Here is an 18748-nt window from a genome sequence, read left to right on the forward strand (position 1 = left end):
GCTTCGGCGGGGTTTTTTTTGGTCTTTATTTTGTCTGCCGGAACCGGCGGAAGGCGCTTTACGGAAGAAATTAATCCGGCTTACCGAGAATGGCCTGCAGATCTTGTTTCAAAGAAGACATCTGCGTGGCGTATTTTTCTTTACGTTCAGCATCTTCTATCAGCTGCACAATCGTTTCGGAAAGCGTGCTGTTACGACGTTGAGCCAGACCGGCCAGACGCTGCCAGACCAGATACTCCAGGTCGATAGATTTTTTGCGTGTGTGCTGATGTTCAGCATTAAAGTGACGCTTGCGACGGGCGCGAATGGTTTGTTTCATCCGGTTTTCGAGCGCCGGATTAATATGTTGAGCAATCCAGGTTAAGACATCAACTGGGCGATTCTCCATCGCCAACAGTTCGTCCACCACCGCCTGAGCCGCACTGTATTCCAGATATCGGGTGATCGCTTCACCCTCCCGGTGTTTTTTCACCAGGTATTTCCATTTCCAACCGCTTTCAAGATTTTCCAGTTGCTGATATTTCATCGGAATCTCATGCTGATTTCGTGACGAGTTTAGAATAACAGCTTTTTTTAAGCATGCCGTAAAGAAAACGGGCTTGTTATCGCAATCTGCTGCTGAACATCGTTAGAAGTGTCACTCTACGATGCTTAACAGGCTGAAATCTTGTATAATGCCGCTTTTACTCATTTCAGAAAAATACGATAACTTTGACCAACAACAGACTTGAATGGCGTGCCCTACAGCCCGATACAGAAAGCGTTCAGCCCCTCTTCCTGCAGGCGCCTGAAGACGACGCCAGCTGCTTTGATGCCGTGCAATCACGCCTGTTTAATGGCCTGAGTCTGCTGCTGCAAACGCCGGCTAAATTGCCGCTGATGCTGATTAAAACAGCTGAAAACGTCGAATATCAGGCTTTACTGCAAGATGTTCTTTCTGGCCTCAGCGAAGATGATGAGGCGACGTTACAAGGAGGCCATTACCAGATTGACGGTATGTCGGTCACCTGGCGTGCTGCGGAAACGGAGCAGGATAACTTTGCCAGCACCGGTGGCATTCATCGTGCAGACTGGATTGAGGCAGAACAGCTTCTGGGCTGTGTACGCTGGTATAACAACCAGCTGACGCTTGAACCGGGACTGGTTCACCGGGCCAACGGTGGCACACTGATTTTGTCTCTGCGGACGTTAATTGCACAGCCTCTGCTGTGGCTTCGCATTCGACAAATTCTCACCACACAGCGCTTTGACTGGCACTCTCCTGACGAGACGCGCCCCTTACCGGTCGCTATCCCCTCCATGCCTTTGCAGTTTCGCCTGGTCCTGACCGGCGACCGTGACGTGCTGGCAGATTTCCAGGAGATGGAACCGGAGATGGCGGCCCTCTGCCTCTATGCGGAATTCGAAGAGAATATCCAGATTGTAGATGGCGAAGAGTTCAGCCTGTGGGTGAAATGGGTGTTGAACGTTGCCACGACTGAAGGCTATGGCCCGATTGCGGAAGACTTCTGGCCGGTGCTGATTCGCGAAGCCGTCCGCTACACGGGCGATCAGGATACGTTGCCGTTGGATCCCTCGTGGATCGCCCGACAACTGCTGGAAGCGGCGATGTACAGCCCGGATCAATCGGTCAATGGCGAGCAGTTGCAAACCGCACTGGAAACGCGTTTGTGGCGTGAGGGCTTCCTTGCCGAACGCGTGCGCGATGAGATCCTGCTCGATCAAATCCTGATTGAAACCGAAGGCACGATGGTCGGTCAGATCAACGCCCTGTCAGTGATCGAGTTCCCTGGGCATCCCCGTGCTTTTGGCGAACCTTCACGCATCAGCTGTGTCGTGCATGTCGGTGACGGTGAATTCACCGACGTTGAACGTAAGGCTGAATTAGGCGGCAATATTCATGCGAAAGGCATGATGATTATGCAGGCCTGGCTGATCTCTGAGCTGGAGCTTGAGCAGCAGCTGCCTTTCTCTGCCTCGATCGTATTTGAACAATCCTATTCAGAAGTGGACGGCGATAGCGCCTCTCTGGCGGAGCTTTGCGCGCTGATCAGCGCCCTCTCCGGTCAGCCACTGACCCAACAAATTGCCGTGACCGGTTCGGTCGATCAATTCGGTCGGGTGCAGCCTGTCGGCGGACTGAACGAAAAAATCGAAGGGTTTTTCCACATCTGTAATCAACGTACGCTGAACGGCACTCAGGGGATTATTATGCCTCTGGCAAACGTTCGCCACCTGTCATTACAGCAGGAAGTTGTTGATGCGGTTCGGGAAGGCAAATTCCATATCTGGGCGGTCAGCAGTGTGGAAGAAGCGTTGCCGATTTTGACCGGCGCAGAGTGGGATAAAGAAGAAGGTCCCTGCCTGCTCAGGTTGATTCAGGAGCGTATTGCTCAGATCAATCATCAGGATGGACGTCATCGTCCGTGGCCGTTGCGCTGGTTAAACTGGTTCAACCACAGCTGATCGGACTTGTTCAGCTTACAGCTGTAAGCTAGACTTCGTGACTCATTAAAATAAGGCATATTGAGAACATGGTAGATAAACGCGACTCCTATACAAAAGAAGACCTGATTGCCTCTGGTCGTGGTGAGCTGTTCGGCGCTGAAGGCCCACCGTTACCGTCTGGCAATATGTTGATGATGGACCGCGTGGTCAAAATGACTGAGGATGGCGGTAACTACGGGAAAGGTTTCGTTGAAGCCGAGCTGGATATCAATCCGGACCTGTGGTTCTTTGGCTGTCACTTTATTGGCGACCCGGTAATGCCTGGTTGTCTCGGTCTGGATGCCATGTGGCAGCTGGTTGGTTTCTACCTCGGCTGGTTAGGCGCCGAAGGTAAAGGTCGTGCTCTGGGTGTGGGTGAAGTTAAATTCACTGGCCAGGTACTGCCAACCGCGAAAAAAGTTTCTTACCGCATTCACTTCAAGCGTGTGATCAATCGCAAGCTGGTGATGGGTGTGGCAGACGGTGAAGTGCTGGTCGACGGTAACGTGATTTACACCGCGACAGATTTGAAAGTGGGTCTGTTTAAAGACACGACTGCTTTTTAATCCAGAGTACTAAAACGGAAACCTCCGCTTCGGCGGAGGTTCTTTTCCTTACTACATTGAACAGTCAGATTACGCAGTAACCGTCCTGTCCTCCATGGCTTGTCGCCAACCTCCCAACCAGTGAGATTTCGCATCTATCAATTGATAGGGACACATCTCTTTCGAGCGTCCGGTAATACCGGCCTGATAACCTCGTGAATGTGCCCGTTCTAGCCGATCTCGTTTCTGTCTCTTCATCATGCCTGTAATCCCCTCTTCAGGTCAGGTGGAATCTGGTGGAAAGAAAACAGTGGTCGCTTTCTGCGTAACCACTCATAAGTTCTACCGCCAACTGGTCCAAAGATCAATGCGCAAATTTCACGCCAATGTCATCATTTTGAGACAAACCAGGGCCATTCCTGGCCCCGAATCAGCGCACGAATTGCTAATAAGCCGCTGTAATCCAAAAAAAAAGCCCCTGACTGCGGAAAATCTTAATTTTCGACAATCAAGGGCTTAGCTTTAAAGATTAAATTTTGTTAATTAATGCCACGGATCGCATTTGCGATTTCGCCCGCTTCCTGCTGCCATCCTTTAGCCAGCGTTCTTACTAACGCATCGTAACCATCTTCCGTTTGCGGCAGCGTCAGGGCAAAAGAACGCTTAATGATCTGGCCCTGATGCTCAAGAACCCAGTCACCGCTAATCACCGCATGGCCATCGTAGCGGCCCTGGAAGCCCGTGACGTTGACGTTAAGCGTATCCTGCTGTCGCCCTAACTGGCTGGAAGAAACCAGCCAGCCTGGCAGTGCTTCGCCCAGATTAACCACCAGCGTCTGTTGCAGCTGTTGGTCCAGCGGACTGGCCCACAGATTGTTCGCGGCAATGACATATTTCACATCGCTGCTCTGATAGACCAGGCCGTTTCCGGCCAGATAATCTGGCACAGAAACATGCTGAACAAACACCGCCGGACGTGTGGCATCCGCTGGACGGGTTGTCGAGGTCGCTTTACCGCCCGCAGGCAGCTGATAGTAGGTGGTTTCTGGCGTGCTGCTACAGGCAGACAGCATCAGAGCCAAGGCTACGGGGATCCATTTCATCATTATTTCGCCCTCTTAGGCTGCGGGTCCTGGCCAGGTTTAGCTTCAAACACCAGGGCGTTACTCTTACTGTTCAAGGTCTTCAATACCGGTTGCAGCTCACGCATCACCTGATCCAGTCGCTGCATATCTCCCACCATGCGGGTATAAGCCGGCGATCCTGGCTGGAAGCCTTTCATGCTGGTGTTCAGTTCACGCAGCGTTTTCTGCATATCGGCCGGCAGATCCTTCATCGACTGGCTTGAGGTAATCTGGTTAATGTTATCCAGCGTCTTCTGCAGTTCCTGAATGGTTTTCTGACTCTGTTTCAGGGTACTGGTGGCCTGATTCAGCAGCGGATTCAGCGGCAGATTGTTAACCTTATCCAGCGCATCCATCAGTTTCTGCTGGATTTGCGCCAGTCCACCACTCACCGTTGGGATCAGCTCATAGCCAGACAGGGTGCGTGGACCGGTGAACGGCTTGGCATTCTTGTAGAAATCGAGGTCGATATACAGTGAACCCGTTAACAGGTTCGCCGATTTCAGCGAGGCGCGCAGTCCATTGTTGATACCGTCTTTCAGATGCTGTTCGATATTGAAGTCTTTACCCAACATACTCTGGAAACGGTCCGGCTCGATGCGGATCAAGACCGGGATGCGGTAATCGGTATCCAGCTGTTGTGCAAGCACCGTGGATTTAAATGGCACTTCTGCCACCGTACCCAGACGAATGCCACGGAACTCAATTGGCGCGCCAGGTTGCAGGCCACGGATCGAATCGGTGAAGAACATCAGGAAATCTTTGTGGGCGGTATACAGGGAATCCTGAATACTGCGCTGATCGTCGAACAGTTTATATTCCGACTGATTCTGTGCGACCTGTCCCAGTTCCCAGCCGTCCGGCACGTCGAAGCTGACACCCCCGCTAAACAGGGTAGTCAGTGACCCCATTTCCACACGCATACCCGATGCTGACATATCCACCGCTATGCCACTGTCTTTCCAGAAGCGCACGTTGGTGGTGATCAGACGGTCGTACGGCGCGGCGATAAACAGCTGATAGGTCATCATGCGTTTATCGGCATCAAAGTGGCTGGTTTCAACTGAGCCAACCCGGTAGCCACGGAATAGCACCGGATCGCCTGGATTGAGCTGCCCGGCTTTGGCACTGTCGAGGGTGATACGAATGCCTTTGGCATCTGGCGGAGCAAGCGGCGGAGAATCCAGCAGATCATACCGCTCTTTTTTATCGCCCTTCACGCCCGGCTGTAATTCGATATAGGCCCCGGAAAGCAAGGTGCCCAGCCCGGTAACGCCCTCACGTCCAATTGCCGGTTTTACCACCCAGAAAGCACTGTCGTTTTTTAACAGTTTTTCCATGCCGGAATTCAGACGGGCAGTAATTTCCACATGATGAAGGTCGTCAGTTAAGACGGCACTCTCCACCACGCCGACATCCACGCTGCGACTTTTGATCGCCGTTTTGCCGCCTTCAATGCCCTCGGCATTGGTGGTGATCAGGGTGACCAGAGGGCCCTGGTGGCTGAAGTGATAAAACAGGATCCATGCACCAATTAATACGGTGACAATGGGAATGATCCATACCGGTGACCAGCGTTTGATTTGATCAACCGTCGCCACGCCGTGATTATTTTCCTTCAATGCTTGGCTCCTCAAGACTTTTTTCACGTACACGATCCCAGGTCAAACGAGGGTCAAAGGTCATGGCTGCAAACATGGTCAGAATAACAACCATGGCAAACAGCAAGGCCCCCGTCGCGGGATAAATACTCATCAACTGCCCCATTCGCACCAGCGCTGAGAGAACAGCAATCACAAACACGTCAATCATCGACCAGCGTCCGACAAACTCAACCACTTCATAAATCTTGTGCATCCGCTCACTGTCATGGTGGGTTGCACCTTTACTGTTGGCATCCCAGCACAGCCAACCGATGGCGATCATTTTCAGCGAAGGCACCATGATGCTGGCAATAAAAATAACCAGCGCTACCGGGAACGACCCTTCGCTCCACAGCAACACCACACCGGCCATAATGGTCGAGGTGATTTTGGTGCCCAGCGCCTGGGTGATCATAATTGGCATCAAATTAGCCGGGATATAGAGCAACATTGAGGTCACCAGCAACGCCATTGTCCATTGCAGACTGTTCTTACGACGGGCGTGCCCGCCTGTCCCACAACGGGTGCAGGTATACTGATCGACCGGGAGAATAGCGGTGCAGCAACGGCAGGAACGTAGCCCCTGATGAATGCCGCTGATTGCAGGGATCGGTTTGGCGGGAATTTCTGGCATCGGCTCAATGCGGTTCCATAACCAGCGGCGATCGACACATTGAAACGCCCTGAGCTGTAACACACAAAACAGGCACCAGGGAATAAAACTGGCTCCGACGCCGATATTGCCATAGGCCATCAACTTAACGAAGCTGACCAATACGCCTGCCAGAAAAATCTCTGACATGCCCCAGGTCTTGATCTGAAACAGCATGCGAGACATGCCTTTCTTCAGCGGCAGCGACAAACGGACTGGGTTGACCAGCAGCAGAATAATCACCATACAAACGGCAGGGACCGCCTGTACAAATACCATAAACAGCGTGGCCAGGCTGTTGTAATCCTCAGATACCATCACCTGAGGAATACGCAACAGGGTTATTTCGCTGCTCAGTCCCGCTACGTGCATATTGACGAACGGGAACAGGTTAGCCAGAACCAGCATAAACAGTGCCGCCAGCGCATAACCGGTAGGCCGCTTTTGCGGCTCTACCCAGTTGGCCGTCAGCGTGGTTTCGCAACGCGGGCAGCTGGCTTTGCTACCCGGTTTCAGTTCCGGCAGTTGTGTCATCAGGTCACACTGCGGGCAGAGCATCCATTGATCAGCGTGGTGCGATGAACACATAAACGACCTCTTGCTTAAGCATCAGCCGTTTTTCAACGACTCCAGATATTCCCAGCGTTCGAACGCCACTTCCAGTTCCTGTTCGGCTACGGCAAGCGCATCCAGCACGGGCTGAGTCACATCATGAGGCTGACTGAAGAAATCACCGTCGGCCACTTTGGCCTGCAATGTTTCCAGTTGGCTTTCAAGCGTTTCCATCTTTTGTGGCAGCTGTTCAAGTTCACGCTGCAAGTTATAGCTTAGCTTATTCGCAGCACGTTTTTCTGGCTCTGCTTTCGCATTTTCCTGGCGCGCAGCAGGCGCGGGTTTGCTCAACGAACGCGTCTGCTTATAGGCCGCACGCTGGCGCTGAGCATCATGATAGCCACCGACAAAGGCGCCAATCTCACCGTTACCTTCAAAGATCCAGCACTCGGTGACGGTATTATCGACAAACTGACGATCGTGGCTGACCAGCAATACGGTGCCCTGATACCCATCCACCAGCTCTTCCAACAGCTCCAGCGTTTCCACATCGAGGTCGTTGGTCGGTTCATCGAGGATCAGCAGGTTGCTTGGCTTGAGGAACAGACGGGCCAGCAACAGACGGTTACGCTCACCGCCTGACAAGGCACGCACCGGCGTCATCGCACGCTTAGGGTGGAACAGGAACTCCTGCAGGTAACCGAGTACATGACGCGGCTTACCGTTCACCATCACTTCCTGCTTACCTTCCGCCAGGTTGTCCATTACCGTGCGGTCAGGATCGAGATCGGCACGGTGCTGGTCAAAATAGGCCACTTCTAATTTCGTCCCGATATGCACGCGACCACTGCTGGCTTTCAACTCATCCAGCATCAGTCGCAGCAGCGTGGTTTTACCACAACCGTTGGAGCCAATCAGGGCAATTTTATCGCCACGCTGAACCTGGGCGCTGAAGTCACGCACCAGCTGTTTGCCGTCAACGCTGTAGTGAAGATTTTCCATCTCGAAGACAATTTTGCCTGAGCGCGACGCTTCTTCCACCTGCATATTGGCTTTGCCCATCACTTCACGGCGTTCTGAACGCTCGTTACGCAACGCTTTTAATGCACGAACACGGCCTTCATTACGCGTACGGCGCGCTTTAATGCCCTGACGGATCCACACTTCTTCCTGAGCCAGTTTGCGGTCGAATTCAGCGTTCTGCATCTCTTCCACGCGCAGCGCTTCTTCTTTGCTGGTCAGATACAGGTCGTAATCGCCAGGCCAGGAAACTAACTTGCCGCGATCCAGATCGACAATGCGGGTGGCCATATTGCGGATAAAGGAACGGTCGTGGGAAATAAAGATAATGCTGCCCTGGAAGGTTTTCAGGAACCCTTCCAGCCAGTCAATGGTTTCGATATCCAGGTGGTTGGTGGGCTCATCGAGCATCAACACCCGTGGATTGCTGACCAGTGCACGTCCCAGCGCGGCTTTACGCAGCCAGCCGCCCGACAACGAGGACAGCGGCACATCAGCATCCAGGCCAATCTGCTTCAACACATCGTGAATACGGGTTTCCAGCTGCCACAGATTCTGGTGATCCAGAATAGTTTGCAGACGTCCCATTTCATTAAGGTTTTTATCGCTCGGATCGGTCATCACCAGATGAGAAATCGCGTGATACGCCTTCAGGTATTCCGCCTGCTCGTTGACGCCTTCAGCCACGAAGTCATAAACCGATCCTTCCACGTTACGCGGCGGATCCTGTTGCAGACGTGACACGACCAGGTCCTGTTCATAGATGATACGACCATCATCCAGCGCCTGCTCGCGGTTAATAATCTTCATCAGTGTGGATTTACCCGCACCGTTACGACCTACCAGACAGACCCGCTCATTCTCTTCAATGTGCAGTTCGGTGTTATCCAACAACGGGGCATCACTGAAAGAGAGATACGCACCATGAATACTGATTAATGACATAAAAGCTTATTCCTTACCGGCGTGAGTGATCAGCCAGCAGTTATGTATTTGACGATTGCGGGCAAAATCCTGCGACTGGGTTTTGGCGGTGATATCCTGTGCAACCAGATTCAGCTCTGCCAGACCGTCGTGGTCCATTTTGAAACCGCGTTTATTGTTAGAGAACATAATGGTGCCGCCTTTGCGCAGCAGCCTTTTCAAATCTTTCATCAGCGTCAGATGATCGCGCTGGATCTCAAAGCTCTCTTCCATCCGCTTCGAGTTAGAGAACGTTGGCGGATCGATAAAGATCAGGTCGAACTGCTCGCTCGACTCGCTCAGCCAGCCCAGGCAGTCAGCCTGCATCAGACGGTGCTGGCGGCCGGTTAAGCCATTCAGTCGCAGGTTACGCTCTGCCCACTCCAGATAGGTACGCGACATATCTACGGTGGTGGTGCTGCGCGCGCCGCCCAGACCGGCATGCACACTGGCCGTACCGGTGTAGGCAAACAGGTTCAGGAAGTCTTTATCCTTACTCATTTTGCCGAGCATTTTGCGGGCAATACGGTGATCGAGGAACAGTCCGGTATCCAGATAGTCGGTCAGATTGACCCACATTTTGGCATTGAATTCGCTGACTTCGAAGAAATCGCCCTTCTCGTCCATCTTCTGGTACTGACTTTTGCCTTTCTGCCGCTCGCGGGTTTTAAGCACCAGCTTATCAGAAGGCAGTTCCAGTACGTGCAGCGTGGCCGAAATAACATCGAACAGACGCTGTCGGGCTTTGGCAGGCTCCACGGTTTTTGGTGCCGCATATTCCTGTACCACCACCCAGTCGCCGTAACGATCGACGGCCACGTTGTAATCCGGCAGATCGGCATCGTAAATGCGGTAGCATTCAATTCCTTCCTGACGTGCCCACTTCTCCAGCTTCTTAATGTTCTTGCGCAGACGGTTGGCATAATCTTCAGCAACCTGACCACCGGCCGCAGCGGAAGGGTTGACCGCCAGCTGATAGTTTTTCTGGACGCAGTCCAGTGGACCGTTTTTCGCTTTGAACTGACGGTCGGCGCGCAGTTGCAGGCAGCTCAGCAGTTCCGGAGAAGCGCTGAACAACGACAGATTCCAGCCGCCGAAGTGGCTTTTCATCAGGCGCCCCAACTGGCTGTGCAGGGCGATCAGCGCGGGTTCGCTATCCATACGCTCACCGTAAGGCGGGTTGCTCACCACGGTTCCGGTTGGCCCTTCAGGCAGCGGATTGGTCAGTTTCAACACTTCCTGTACGGTAAAGCTGATGATGTCCGCCATTCCTGCGCGACGGGCATTGGCAATCGCCCGTTCGACCACGCGAGAATCATTGTCATAGCCATAAAAACGCGAGGTGGTTTCCTGCACGCCACGTTTAGCACGAACCTGTGCCTCGGTGGTCACTTCACGCCACAACGCATCATTGAATTTAGACCAGCCGCTGAAGCCCCAATGTGGACGATGCAGTCCCGGTGCGCGATCGCTGGCGATCATTGCCGCTTCAATCAACAGGGTTCCCGATCCACACATCGGATCGATCAGCGGTGTTCCCACCTCCCAGCCGGAGCGCAGCACGATCGCCGCGGCCAGGTTCTCTTTTAACGGAGCCTGACCGGTCTGCTGGCGATAGCCGCGCTGATGCAGGCCTTCACCACTCAGATCCAGCGCAATGCTGGCAGTATCTTTATTCAGCCAGACGTTAACGCGGATATCGGGCTGCTCGCGATCGACGTCCGGACGGGCAAACCCTTTACGGGTAAAGCTGTCGACAATCGCATCTTTAACTTTCAGCGCGCCATACTGGCTGTTACGGATAACCTCGTTCAGACCGCTGAAATGCACCGCAAAGGTTTTATCACTGCCGAACATCGCCGGCCAGTCGATAGCCTGCACACCCAGATAAAGGTCGAGGTCACTGTAAACGCCGCATTCGGTCAGCGGCAGCAGGATGCGCGACGCCAGACGGCTCCACATCAAACTTTGGTACATCAGACGATCGTCACCCTGATAATGTACGCCGCCCTGGACGATCTGGCAGGCCTCAGCCCCCATCGCTTCCAGTTCACTTTTTAATAGCTCTTCGAGCCCACGCGCCGTACTGGCAAACAGAGAATTCATAGTGTCACTTATCGTCGTCAGAAAATTGCTGCGCATTATAGCTAATCGCAGGCACATGTCATAAAGTTAGCTTCTTTTCCTCAGGTACCCCGCCGCTTTTCTTGCCTGAAGACGCTTTTTTCCGCTTTATTTGCCTGGAGGGCACCATGATTAGCCTGTCTCGTCTGTTCATTCATCCGGTGAAGTCATTGCGAGGGACCCAGGTTTCTCATGCACAGGCACTGGAGAGTGGGCTGGCCTTTGACCGTGTCTTTATGATCACGGACGAGGATGGCACCTTTATTACTGCCCGCCAGTATCCGGAGATGGTGCTTTTCACCCCCGCGTTGATCCCTGAAGGTCTCTTTCTTTCTGCGCCTGATGGTACCAGCGCCACGGTTCGGCTCGCTGACTTCTCCAGTGAACTTGCACCGACCGAAGTCTGGGGCAATGTTTTCACCTCACTCACCGCGCCAGCCGCCATTAACCAGTGGCTCAGCAGCTTCTTCCCCCGCCCGGTGCAATTACGCTGGGTGGGTCCGCAGATGTCCCGCCGGGTTAAACGCTTTGAGCAGGTGCCATTAGGCTTTGCCGACGGTTTTCCGTTCCTGCTAATAAATGAAGCGTCTTTGCAGGATTTGCGTCAGCGCTGTCCGGCAGGGATCAAACTGGAGCAGTTTCGACCAAACCTGGTGATCACCGGTGCCAGTGCCTGGGCAGAAGACAGCTGGTCAACGGTGCGGATTGGTGAGGTACTGTTCGATGTGCCGAAACCTTGCAGCCGCTGCGTACTGACCACGGTTAGCCCTGAGAAAGGCCGTAAACACCCCAGCGGTGAACCTTTAGCCACGCTGCAAAAGTTCCGCACCGCCACTGACGGCAGTGGAGACATCGATTTTGGCCTTAACCTGATTGCCAGAAACAGCGGCATTATGCGGGTCGGTGACGAGCTTCAGGTCGTCGCCAGCAAGCCACCGCGACCTTACGGCGCAGGCCAGGTCGTGGAATCGCTGGAGGTGGTCAGTGGCAACGCCCAAAGCGTGACCATCAGCTGGCAGGGGGAAACCTTTCAGGGAAACAATCAGCAGGTACTGCTGGAACAGTTGGAAATGCAGGGATTCCGCATTCCCTACTCGTGCCGGGCCGGGATTTGTGGCAGTTGCCATTTGAATCTGGTGTCAGGAGAAGTCAGCCAGATGAAAAAAGGGGCCGTGCGTGATAACGGCAGGATCCTCAGCTGCAGCTGCATTCCCGCCAGCGACCTGGTCCTGACGCAATAATCTTAAACAGCCCTGGCGAAAGTAAGAGACTCAGACTGCCGGGGCTGAAGACGATCGTTCATCACCTTAATCGCATCACCCAATACCATTCCGCGCCCGGCCAGTGTCAGTTGCGGTTGAGCCAGCAGACAGAGTGCCGCATTTTCTCCGCTTTCTACCACCAGCAAATGTGCCTGTTCGCCGTTTTCACACAGTTGAACGCTCACCAACTCGCCTTCTTCTGGAACCCAGCCACTGTGGCGATGGGTCTCAAAGTGCCAGCTTTTCGGCATTAACGGCTTGAGGAAACGGCTGGCGACCAGCGCATTCAGCACCAGCTCTGCACGCTGGTCCACATTCAATTCGCAGCGGCGACAGTTCTCTTCAAAGCTGAAGAACAGCGCAGCATCATCGACACAAAACCCAGAAGTATCAAAAGCATCCGGCGTCAGCATCTTACGAGGGAAGCGCGAACGGAACAGCATTCCGTCAGCCAGATCCAGCATCATGCGATCGTGTTCTGCATCGAAAAACCAGCGCCAGCTGTCGTCAGGTTTAATTCTCATGATGGGTCCTGTAGTCATAAAATTGGCCGCTATTTACTGGACGAACGGGGGATTTGAAAAGATATGTCAATCCAGCCGCGAGCCAAAATAGTCTGAATAATGTTTAAACAGGATAAAATATAAACGAGCCAGCGGCGAAAATAAAGCCCCTGGCCGGTTTAGCTAAGAATTAGCTTAGATGTGGGTCACAATTTCTTTTATCAGCGGTGGGCCTTTGTAAATAAAGCCGGAATATATTTGGATCAGCGAAGCACCCGCCGCCATTTTTTCGCGCGCTGAAACCAGCGAATCAATCCCGCCCACGCCAATAATAGGCAGTTTGCCCTGCAGTTCCTGCGACAGCCGGCGAATAATTTCTGTACTGCGTAATTGCACCGGACGTCCGCTTAATCCACCCGCTTCCCCCGCGTGCTTCAGGCCAGCGACCAGTGAACGATCGAGGGTGGTATTCGTGGCAATCACGCCATCAATATTATGACGGATCAGACTGTCGGCAATTTGGATCAACTCTTCTTCAGAAAGATCCGGCGCGATCTTCACCGCCACAGGAACATATTTGTGATGAATCATTTCTAGATCTTTCTGTTTCTGTTTCACCGCGATCAAAAGATCGTCCAGCGCTTCACCGTATTGCAGCGTGCGTAATCCTGGGGTGTTTGGCGAGGAGATATTTACCGTGATGTAACCCGCATAAGGATAGATCTTATCCATGCAGATTAAATAATCGTCTTTGCCGTTCTCGACCGACGTATCTTTATTCTTACCAATATTGATCCCGAGCACGCCATCGAAATGCGACTTTTTGACGTTCTCCACCAGGTTATCCACGCCGTGATTATTGAAGCCCATGCGGTTGATAATCCCTTCGGCTTCCAATACGCGGAACATTCTTGGCTTGTCGTTGCCGTCCTGCGCTCTTGGCGTCACGGTGCCGATTTCGATCGATCCAAAGCCCAATGCACCAAAGGCATCGATACACTCACCGTTTTTATCCAGTCCTGCGGCAAGGCCCAAAGGATTCTTAAAGGTCAGCCCCATGCAGTTAACCGGCTTGAAAGGCAACGACTGGCGAACCAGGTGCAGTAAAGGTGTTCCGGTGACCCGGTGCAGCTGGCGGAGTGTCAGTTCATGGGCACGCTCGGCATCAAGCTGGAAAAGGGCCTTGCGGACAAAGGGATAATACATGGTCGCTCCTGAATGCCCGAGACTCTCGAGCGGGATAGGACAAACAGTTGATATCGTCTGGCGATACTAACCCGAAATACTGCGTTTAACCGTCACGGTTGCGGCTTCTCTCCTTTTTATACTGTGGATCCGATGAGAGAGGTGATAACAGCCAGTGGGCGCAGTGACGCTGCAGGTGCGGGGCAAAATGGTAAGGTTCTTTGTCAGGAAAGTAAAACGATAGTGCCAGCTAAACCGCTCATTCCGCTTTTATATCCGCTAATCAACTTATCTATGCCAGATAAATCATTTAAGCCTCTCCTGCCCGTCTGTCAGGATAGTTCCATCGGTTCCAGAATAAGTCAGTTCAATAACTTTTAGTTATAAGGAGAGGTTATGCGCGTTATTACTCTGGCGGGAAGTCCTCGCTATCCATCTCGTTCCACCGCCCTGTTAACCGTTTGCCAGCGCCTGCTTGAACAGCGCGGCGTAGAGGTTATTCCGTGGAATTTGCATAACTTCGTGCCTGAAGACCTGCTTTATGCCCGCTTTGATTCACCCGCGCTGTTGGCCTTAAAGGAAGACCTGGAGCAGGCCGATGGGGTGATTGTTGCCACACCTGTTTATAAAGCGTCGTTTTCGGGTGCCCTGAAAACGCTGCTCGACCTGCTGCCTGAGCGCGCGCTTGAGCACAAAGTCGTGCTGCCGCTGGCCACTGGCGGCACCGTTGCGCATATGCTGGCGGTGGATTACGCCCTCAAGCCCGTGCTGAATGCGCTGAAAGCGCAGGAAGTGCTGCATGGCGTGTTCGCGGATGATTCGCAAATTACCCATTACGATCGTCAGCCGGAACTCACGCCGGTGCTGCGCGACCGCATCAACGAATCCATCGACACCTTCTGGTCTGCGCTGGCTCGTCGCCACCGACCGCTGGCCGTCGCCGTTTAAGGAGCCGCTGATGACATTATTTGCAAGGATCCTCTCCGCACTGACCTTAACCAGCGTGCTGGCCAGTACTGCTTTCGCGGCAGAAACAGAGGCGCCGAAAACCTTTCGCATAGGCTATCAGAAAGGATCGGTGAGCATGGTGTTAGCCAAATCTCATCACCTGCTTGAAGAGCGTTTTCCCAACACCAAAATCAAATGGGTCGAGTTCCCGGCCGGTCCGCAAATGCTTGAAGCGTTAAACGTTAACAGCATTGATTTGGGCAGCACCGGCGATATCCCACCGATTTTTGCTCAGGCAGCCGGCGCAGACTTGCTGTATGTCGGCGCAGAACCGCCGAAACCGAAAGCCGAAGTGATTCTGGTGGCGAAAAACAGCCCCTATAAAACCGTTGCCGATCTGAAGGGACATAAGGTCGCTTTCCAGAAAGGATCCAGCTCGCACAACCTGTTGCTGCGCGCACTGGAAAAAGCCGGATTGAAGTTCAGCGATATCCAGCCCGCTTATCTGACCCCAGCCGATGCCCGCGCGGCGTTCCAGCAGGGTGATGTGGATGCCTGGGCGATTTGGGACCCGTACTATTCTGCGGCCTTGCTGCAGGGCGGCGTCAGAGTGCTGACCGATGGCAGCCAACTGAATCAAACCGGGTCGTTCTATCTGGCAACGCGTCCCTTCACTCAGGCAAACGGGGCCTTTATCACCCAGGTGCTGGCGACCTTCAGCCAGGCCGATGCGCTGACCCTCAGCGATCGTGAGCAGAGTATCGATCTGCTGGCGCAGGCGATGGGTCTGCCTAAGCCGGTGATTGCCAGCTATCTGGATCACCGTCCGCCAACCTCTATCGGCCCGGTCAGTGACAAAACGGCCAACGCCCAGCAACAAACTGCCGACCTGTTCTATGCCAGCCATTTAATGCCGGTAAAAGTCGAGATTGCCGACCGTATCTGGCACGCCAGCAGCGCTAATTAATAAGGAATCCCAACATGAGCCTTTCCGTTTTCTGGTTTTTACCGACCCACGGTGATGGTCACTATTTAGGTACTTCAGAAGGTGCGCGCCCGGTTGATCATGGTTACCTGCAGCAGATCGCTCAGGCAGCGGATCGTCTGGGTTTCGGTGGTGTGCTGATCCCGACCGGTCGTTCCTGTGAGGATGCCTGGCTGGTTGCCGCATCCCTGATCCCGGTGACCCAGCGTTTACGCTTCCTGGTGGCGCTGCGTCCTGGGGTGATCTCCCCGACTCAGGCGGCCCGTCAGGCTGCGACCTTAGATCGGCTGTCAAATGGCCGCGCCCTGTTCAACCTGGTCACCGGTGGTGATGCTGAAGAGTTAGCCGGTGACGGTGTATTCCTCGACCATAAAGAACGCTACGAAGAATCCGCCGAATTCACCCGCGTCTGGCGCCGGGTGCTGGAGGGAGAAACCGTCGATTACGAAGGCAAGCACGTTCACGTCCGTGGCGCGCGTTTGATGTTTAAACCGGTACAGCAGCCGCGTCCGCCTTTATGGTTTGGCGGCTCTTCTGAGCCTGCACAGGATTTGGCGGCAGAACAGGTGGATGTCTATCTGACGTGGGGCGAACCGCCGGCGCAGGTCAAAGAGAAAATCGCTCAGGTGCAGGCGAAAGCCGCCGCACAGGGTCGCAAAGTGAAGTTTGGTATTCGTCTGCATGTGATTGTGCGTGAAACCAATGAAGAAGCCTGGCAGGCGGCCGATCGTCTGATCTCCCACCTCGATGACGCCACCATTGCAAAAGCGCAGGCGGCGCTGGCCAAAACCGATTCGGTCGGCCAGCAGCGGATGCGCGCGTTACACAGCGGCAGCCGCGATAAGCTGGAAATTAGCCCTAATCTCTGGGCTGGCGTCGGCCTGGTTCGTGGCGGTGCGGGGACAGCACTGGTTGGCGACGGCGAAACCGTGGCGGCCAGAATGCAGGAATATGCCGACCTGGGCATTGAAACCTTTATTCTTTCCGGCTATCCGCATCTTGAGGAAGCCTACCGCGTCGGCGAGTTGCTGTTCCCTCATCTGGATCTGGCGGTACCGGAAATCCCGAAACCGGCTGCAGTCGCGGCACACGGTGAAGCCGTTGCCCACGATTTTGCCCCACAGAAAGTGTCACAGAGCTAGAGGTGAAGATGAAAAAGCCGCTTTCGCGCATTGGAAATAGCCTGGTTCCCTGGGCCCTTCCCGCTCTGTTAATCGTTGTCTGGCAGATTGCTTCCCAGACCGGCTGGCTTTCAACCCGCATTCTGCCGTCGCCAGAAGCGATTGTCGTCACCTTCTGGAAGCTTTCGGTTAGCGGCGAACTGCTGCAAAACCTGGCGATCAGCAGCTGGCGTGCCGCTATCGGTTTTGGCATCGGCGGCTCGATTGGCCTGGTGCTTGGTCTGATCACCGGTATGTCTCGCCTTGGCGAAAGACTGCTGGATACTTCCGTACAGATGCTGCGTAACGTTCCGCATCTGGCGCTGATCCCGCTGGTGATCCTGTGGTTCGGTATTGATGAATCGGCCAAAATCTTCCTCGTCGCGCTGGGCACCATGTTCCCGATTTACCTGAACACCTATCACGGCATCCGCAATATTGACCGTGGCCTGGTCGAGATGGCCCGCAGTTATGGCCTGTCCGGCTGGAGTCTGTTTATTCAGGTGGTATTGCCTGGCGCCCTGCCCTCAATCATGGTTGGGGTGCGTTTTGCGCTGGGCCTGATGTGGCTGACGCTGATTGTGGCCGAAACCATCTCCGCCAGTTCGGGCATCGGTTACCTGGCGATGAATGCCCGAGAGTTTTTACAAACCGATGTGGTCGTGGTAGCGATCATTCTTTATGCCCTGCTCGGTAAACTGGCAGATGTCAGCGCGCAGTTACTGGAACGCGTCTGGTTGCGCTGGCATCCGGCTTATCAACTGAAAGAGGATAACGCATGAGCGAATTAACCGCGTCTCCGGCTCGCCTGAATGCCGGTACACCGCTGGTCATCAACGGTGTCAGCAAGCAGTACAAAGGCCGGACGGTATTAAACAATATCGATCTGCATATCCCTTCCGGTCAGTTTGTCGCGGTGGTCGGGCGCAGCGGTTGCGGTAAAAGTACGCTGCTGCGTCTGCTTGCCGGTCTGGAGAAAACCTCGTCAGGCGCGCTGCTGGCCGGTAATGCGCCGCTCAGTGAAGCCAGCGACGACACCCGTTTGATGTTTCAGGATGCTCGCCTGCTGCCGTGGAAAAGCGTGATTGATAATGTCGGATTGGGGCTGAAAGGGAAAAGCTGGAAAGCGGCCGCGCTGGAAGCGTTGGAAGCCGTAGGTCTGGCCGATCGGGCAAAAGAGTGGCCTGCTGCCCTCTCCGGAGGCCAGAAGCAGCGTGTCGCCCTGGCTCGCGCGCTGATCCATCGTCCGGGTTTACTGCTGCTGGATGAACCGTTGGGTGCGCTGGATGCGTTGACCCGCATCGAAATGCAGGATCTGATTGAATCACTGTGGCAGAAGCACAACTTTACCGTGCTGCTGGTCACGCATGACGTTAGCGAAGCCGTGGCGATGGCCGATCGGGTACTGCTGATAGAAGAGGGAAATATCGGACTGGATCTGCAGGTTGATTTGCCGCGCCCGAGACGTAAAGGCTCAGTGCGCCTGGCCGAGCTGGAAGCGGAAGTGCTGGATCGGGTGATGAAACGCACGCCGGTCGAAAGCGAAAAACGCTACGCACAACGTTAAAAAAAGGGGCGAAATTCGCCCCTTAGCT

The 18748-nt window shown here is 54.0% G+C and carries 17 protein-coding genes; 8 read left to right on the forward strand and 9 right to left on the reverse strand.

What is annotated here, in order from left to right; all coding sequences use genetic code 11:
• Window positions 1-70: 70 nt before the first annotated feature.
• Complete coding sequence (matP, locus tag ACXKZG_RS14625) at window positions 71-526, reverse strand: macrodomain Ter protein MatP (RefSeq protein WP_013201564.1); 456 nt, start codon at window positions 524-526, stop codon at window positions 71-73.
• Window positions 527-711: 185 nt separating this feature from the next.
• Between matP and ACXKZG_RS14630 the strand changes: the two genes are divergently transcribed.
• Entirely contained in the window at window positions 712-2466 is a 1755-nt protein-coding gene (locus ACXKZG_RS14630; protein WP_488875072.1) for an AAA family ATPase, read from the forward strand.
• Window positions 2467-2534: 68 nt separating this feature from the next.
• A complete protein-coding gene (gene fabA / locus ACXKZG_RS14635) occupies window positions 2535-3053 on the forward strand; it encodes a bifunctional 3-hydroxydecanoyl-ACP dehydratase/trans-2-decenoyl-ACP isomerase (protein WP_013201562.1) in 519 nt (172 codons plus the stop codon).
• A gap of 69 nt (window positions 3054-3122) precedes the next feature.
• Here the strand turns inward: fabA and rmf are convergent, their stop codons facing one another.
• The 6 genes from rmf to rlmKL form a co-directional block, all read right to left on the reverse strand.
• Complete coding sequence (gene rmf, locus ACXKZG_RS14640; RefSeq protein ID WP_071822140.1) at window positions 3123-3290, reverse strand: ribosome modulation factor; 168 nt, start codon at window positions 3288-3290, stop codon at window positions 3123-3125.
• Window positions 3291-3571: 281 nt separating this feature from the next.
• Entirely contained in the window at window positions 3572-4138 is a 567-nt protein-coding gene (gene pqiC / locus ACXKZG_RS14645) for a membrane integrity-associated transporter subunit PqiC (protein WP_134823836.1), read from the reverse strand.
• Complete coding sequence (gene pqiB, locus ACXKZG_RS14650) at window positions 4138-5778, reverse strand: intermembrane transport protein PqiB (protein WP_041691957.1); 1641 nt, start codon at window positions 5776-5778, stop codon at window positions 4138-4140. Before pqiB ends, pqiC begins: the two co-directional genes overlap by 1 nt.
• Window positions 5765-7039 carry a membrane integrity-associated transporter subunit PqiA gene (gene pqiA / locus ACXKZG_RS14655; protein WP_488875073.1) on the reverse strand — a complete coding sequence of 425 codons (1275 nt, stop codon included), beginning with the start codon at window positions 7037-7039 and terminating at the stop codon, window positions 5765-5767. The genes pqiB and pqiA overlap by 14 nt, the downstream gene beginning before the upstream one ends.
• Before the next feature lie 21 nt (window positions 7040-7060).
• Window positions 7061-8968 (reverse strand): ABC transporter ATP-binding protein, encoded by a 1908-nt coding sequence (locus tag ACXKZG_RS14660; protein ID WP_013201558.1) that lies wholly within the window; start codon window positions 8966-8968, stop codon window positions 7061-7063.
• Window positions 8969-8974: 6 nt separating this feature from the next.
• Window positions 8975-11092 carry a bifunctional 23S rRNA (guanine(2069)-N(7))-methyltransferase RlmK/23S rRNA (guanine(2445)-N(2))-methyltransferase RlmL gene (gene rlmKL / locus ACXKZG_RS14665; RefSeq protein WP_346598289.1) on the reverse strand — a complete coding sequence of 706 codons (2118 nt, stop codon included), beginning with the start codon at window positions 11090-11092 and terminating at the stop codon, window positions 8975-8977.
• Window positions 11093-11238: 146 nt separating this feature from the next.
• On the opposite strand from rlmKL, the gene ACXKZG_RS14670 reads away from it, so the two are divergent.
• On the forward strand, window positions 11239-12351 hold the full coding sequence (locus ACXKZG_RS14670) for a YcbX family protein (RefSeq protein ID WP_013201556.1): 1113 nt from the start codon (window positions 11239-11241) through the stop codon (window positions 12349-12351).
• A gap of 2 nt (window positions 12352-12353) precedes the next feature.
• Here the strand turns inward: ACXKZG_RS14670 and ACXKZG_RS14675 are convergent, their stop codons facing one another.
• Both ACXKZG_RS14675 and pyrD read right to left on the reverse strand, forming a co-directional pair.
• Window positions 12354-12896 carry a cell division protein ZapC gene (locus tag ACXKZG_RS14675; protein WP_013201555.1) on the reverse strand — a complete coding sequence of 181 codons (543 nt, stop codon included), beginning with the start codon at window positions 12894-12896 and terminating at the stop codon, window positions 12354-12356.
• Between the two features lie 174 nt (window positions 12897-13070).
• Window positions 13071-14081, reverse strand: coding sequence for a quinone-dependent dihydroorotate dehydrogenase (gene pyrD, locus ACXKZG_RS14680; RefSeq protein ID WP_488875074.1), 1011 nt, complete (start codon window positions 14079-14081; stop codon window positions 13071-13073).
• A gap of 375 nt (window positions 14082-14456) precedes the next feature.
• Between pyrD and ssuE the strand changes: the two genes are divergently transcribed.
• The 5 genes from ssuE to ssuB are packed head-to-tail and all read left to right on the forward strand — an operon-like array spanning window position 14457 to window position 18720.
• Entirely contained in the window at window positions 14457-15008 is a 552-nt protein-coding gene (gene ssuE, locus ACXKZG_RS14685) for an NADPH-dependent FMN reductase (protein ID WP_488875075.1), read from the forward strand.
• A 10-nt stretch (window positions 15009-15018) separates the two neighbouring features.
• Entirely contained in the window at window positions 15019-15975 is a 957-nt protein-coding gene (locus ACXKZG_RS14690) for a sulfonate ABC transporter substrate-binding protein (protein ID WP_134823831.1), read from the forward strand.
• 14 nt (window positions 15976-15989) lie between these two features.
• Window positions 15990-17135, forward strand: a complete 1146-nt coding sequence (gene ssuD / locus ACXKZG_RS14695; protein WP_013201551.1) for an FMNH2-dependent alkanesulfonate monooxygenase — start codon at window positions 15990-15992, stop codon at window positions 17133-17135.
• Window positions 17136-17143: 8 nt separating this feature from the next.
• Window positions 17144-17935: an aliphatic sulfonate ABC transporter permease SsuC gene (gene ssuC, locus ACXKZG_RS14700; protein ID WP_013201550.1), complete on the forward strand. Its 792-nt coding sequence runs from the start codon at window positions 17144-17146 to the stop codon at window positions 17933-17935.
• A complete protein-coding gene (ssuB, locus tag ACXKZG_RS14705) occupies window positions 17932-18720 on the forward strand; it encodes an aliphatic sulfonates ABC transporter ATP-binding protein (protein WP_013201549.1) in 789 nt (262 codons plus the stop codon). The genes ssuC and ssuB overlap by 4 nt, the downstream gene beginning before the upstream one ends.
• Window positions 18721-18748 lie beyond the last annotated feature (28 nt).

It is taken from the genome of Erwinia sp. 2186, from assembly GCF_057812255.1.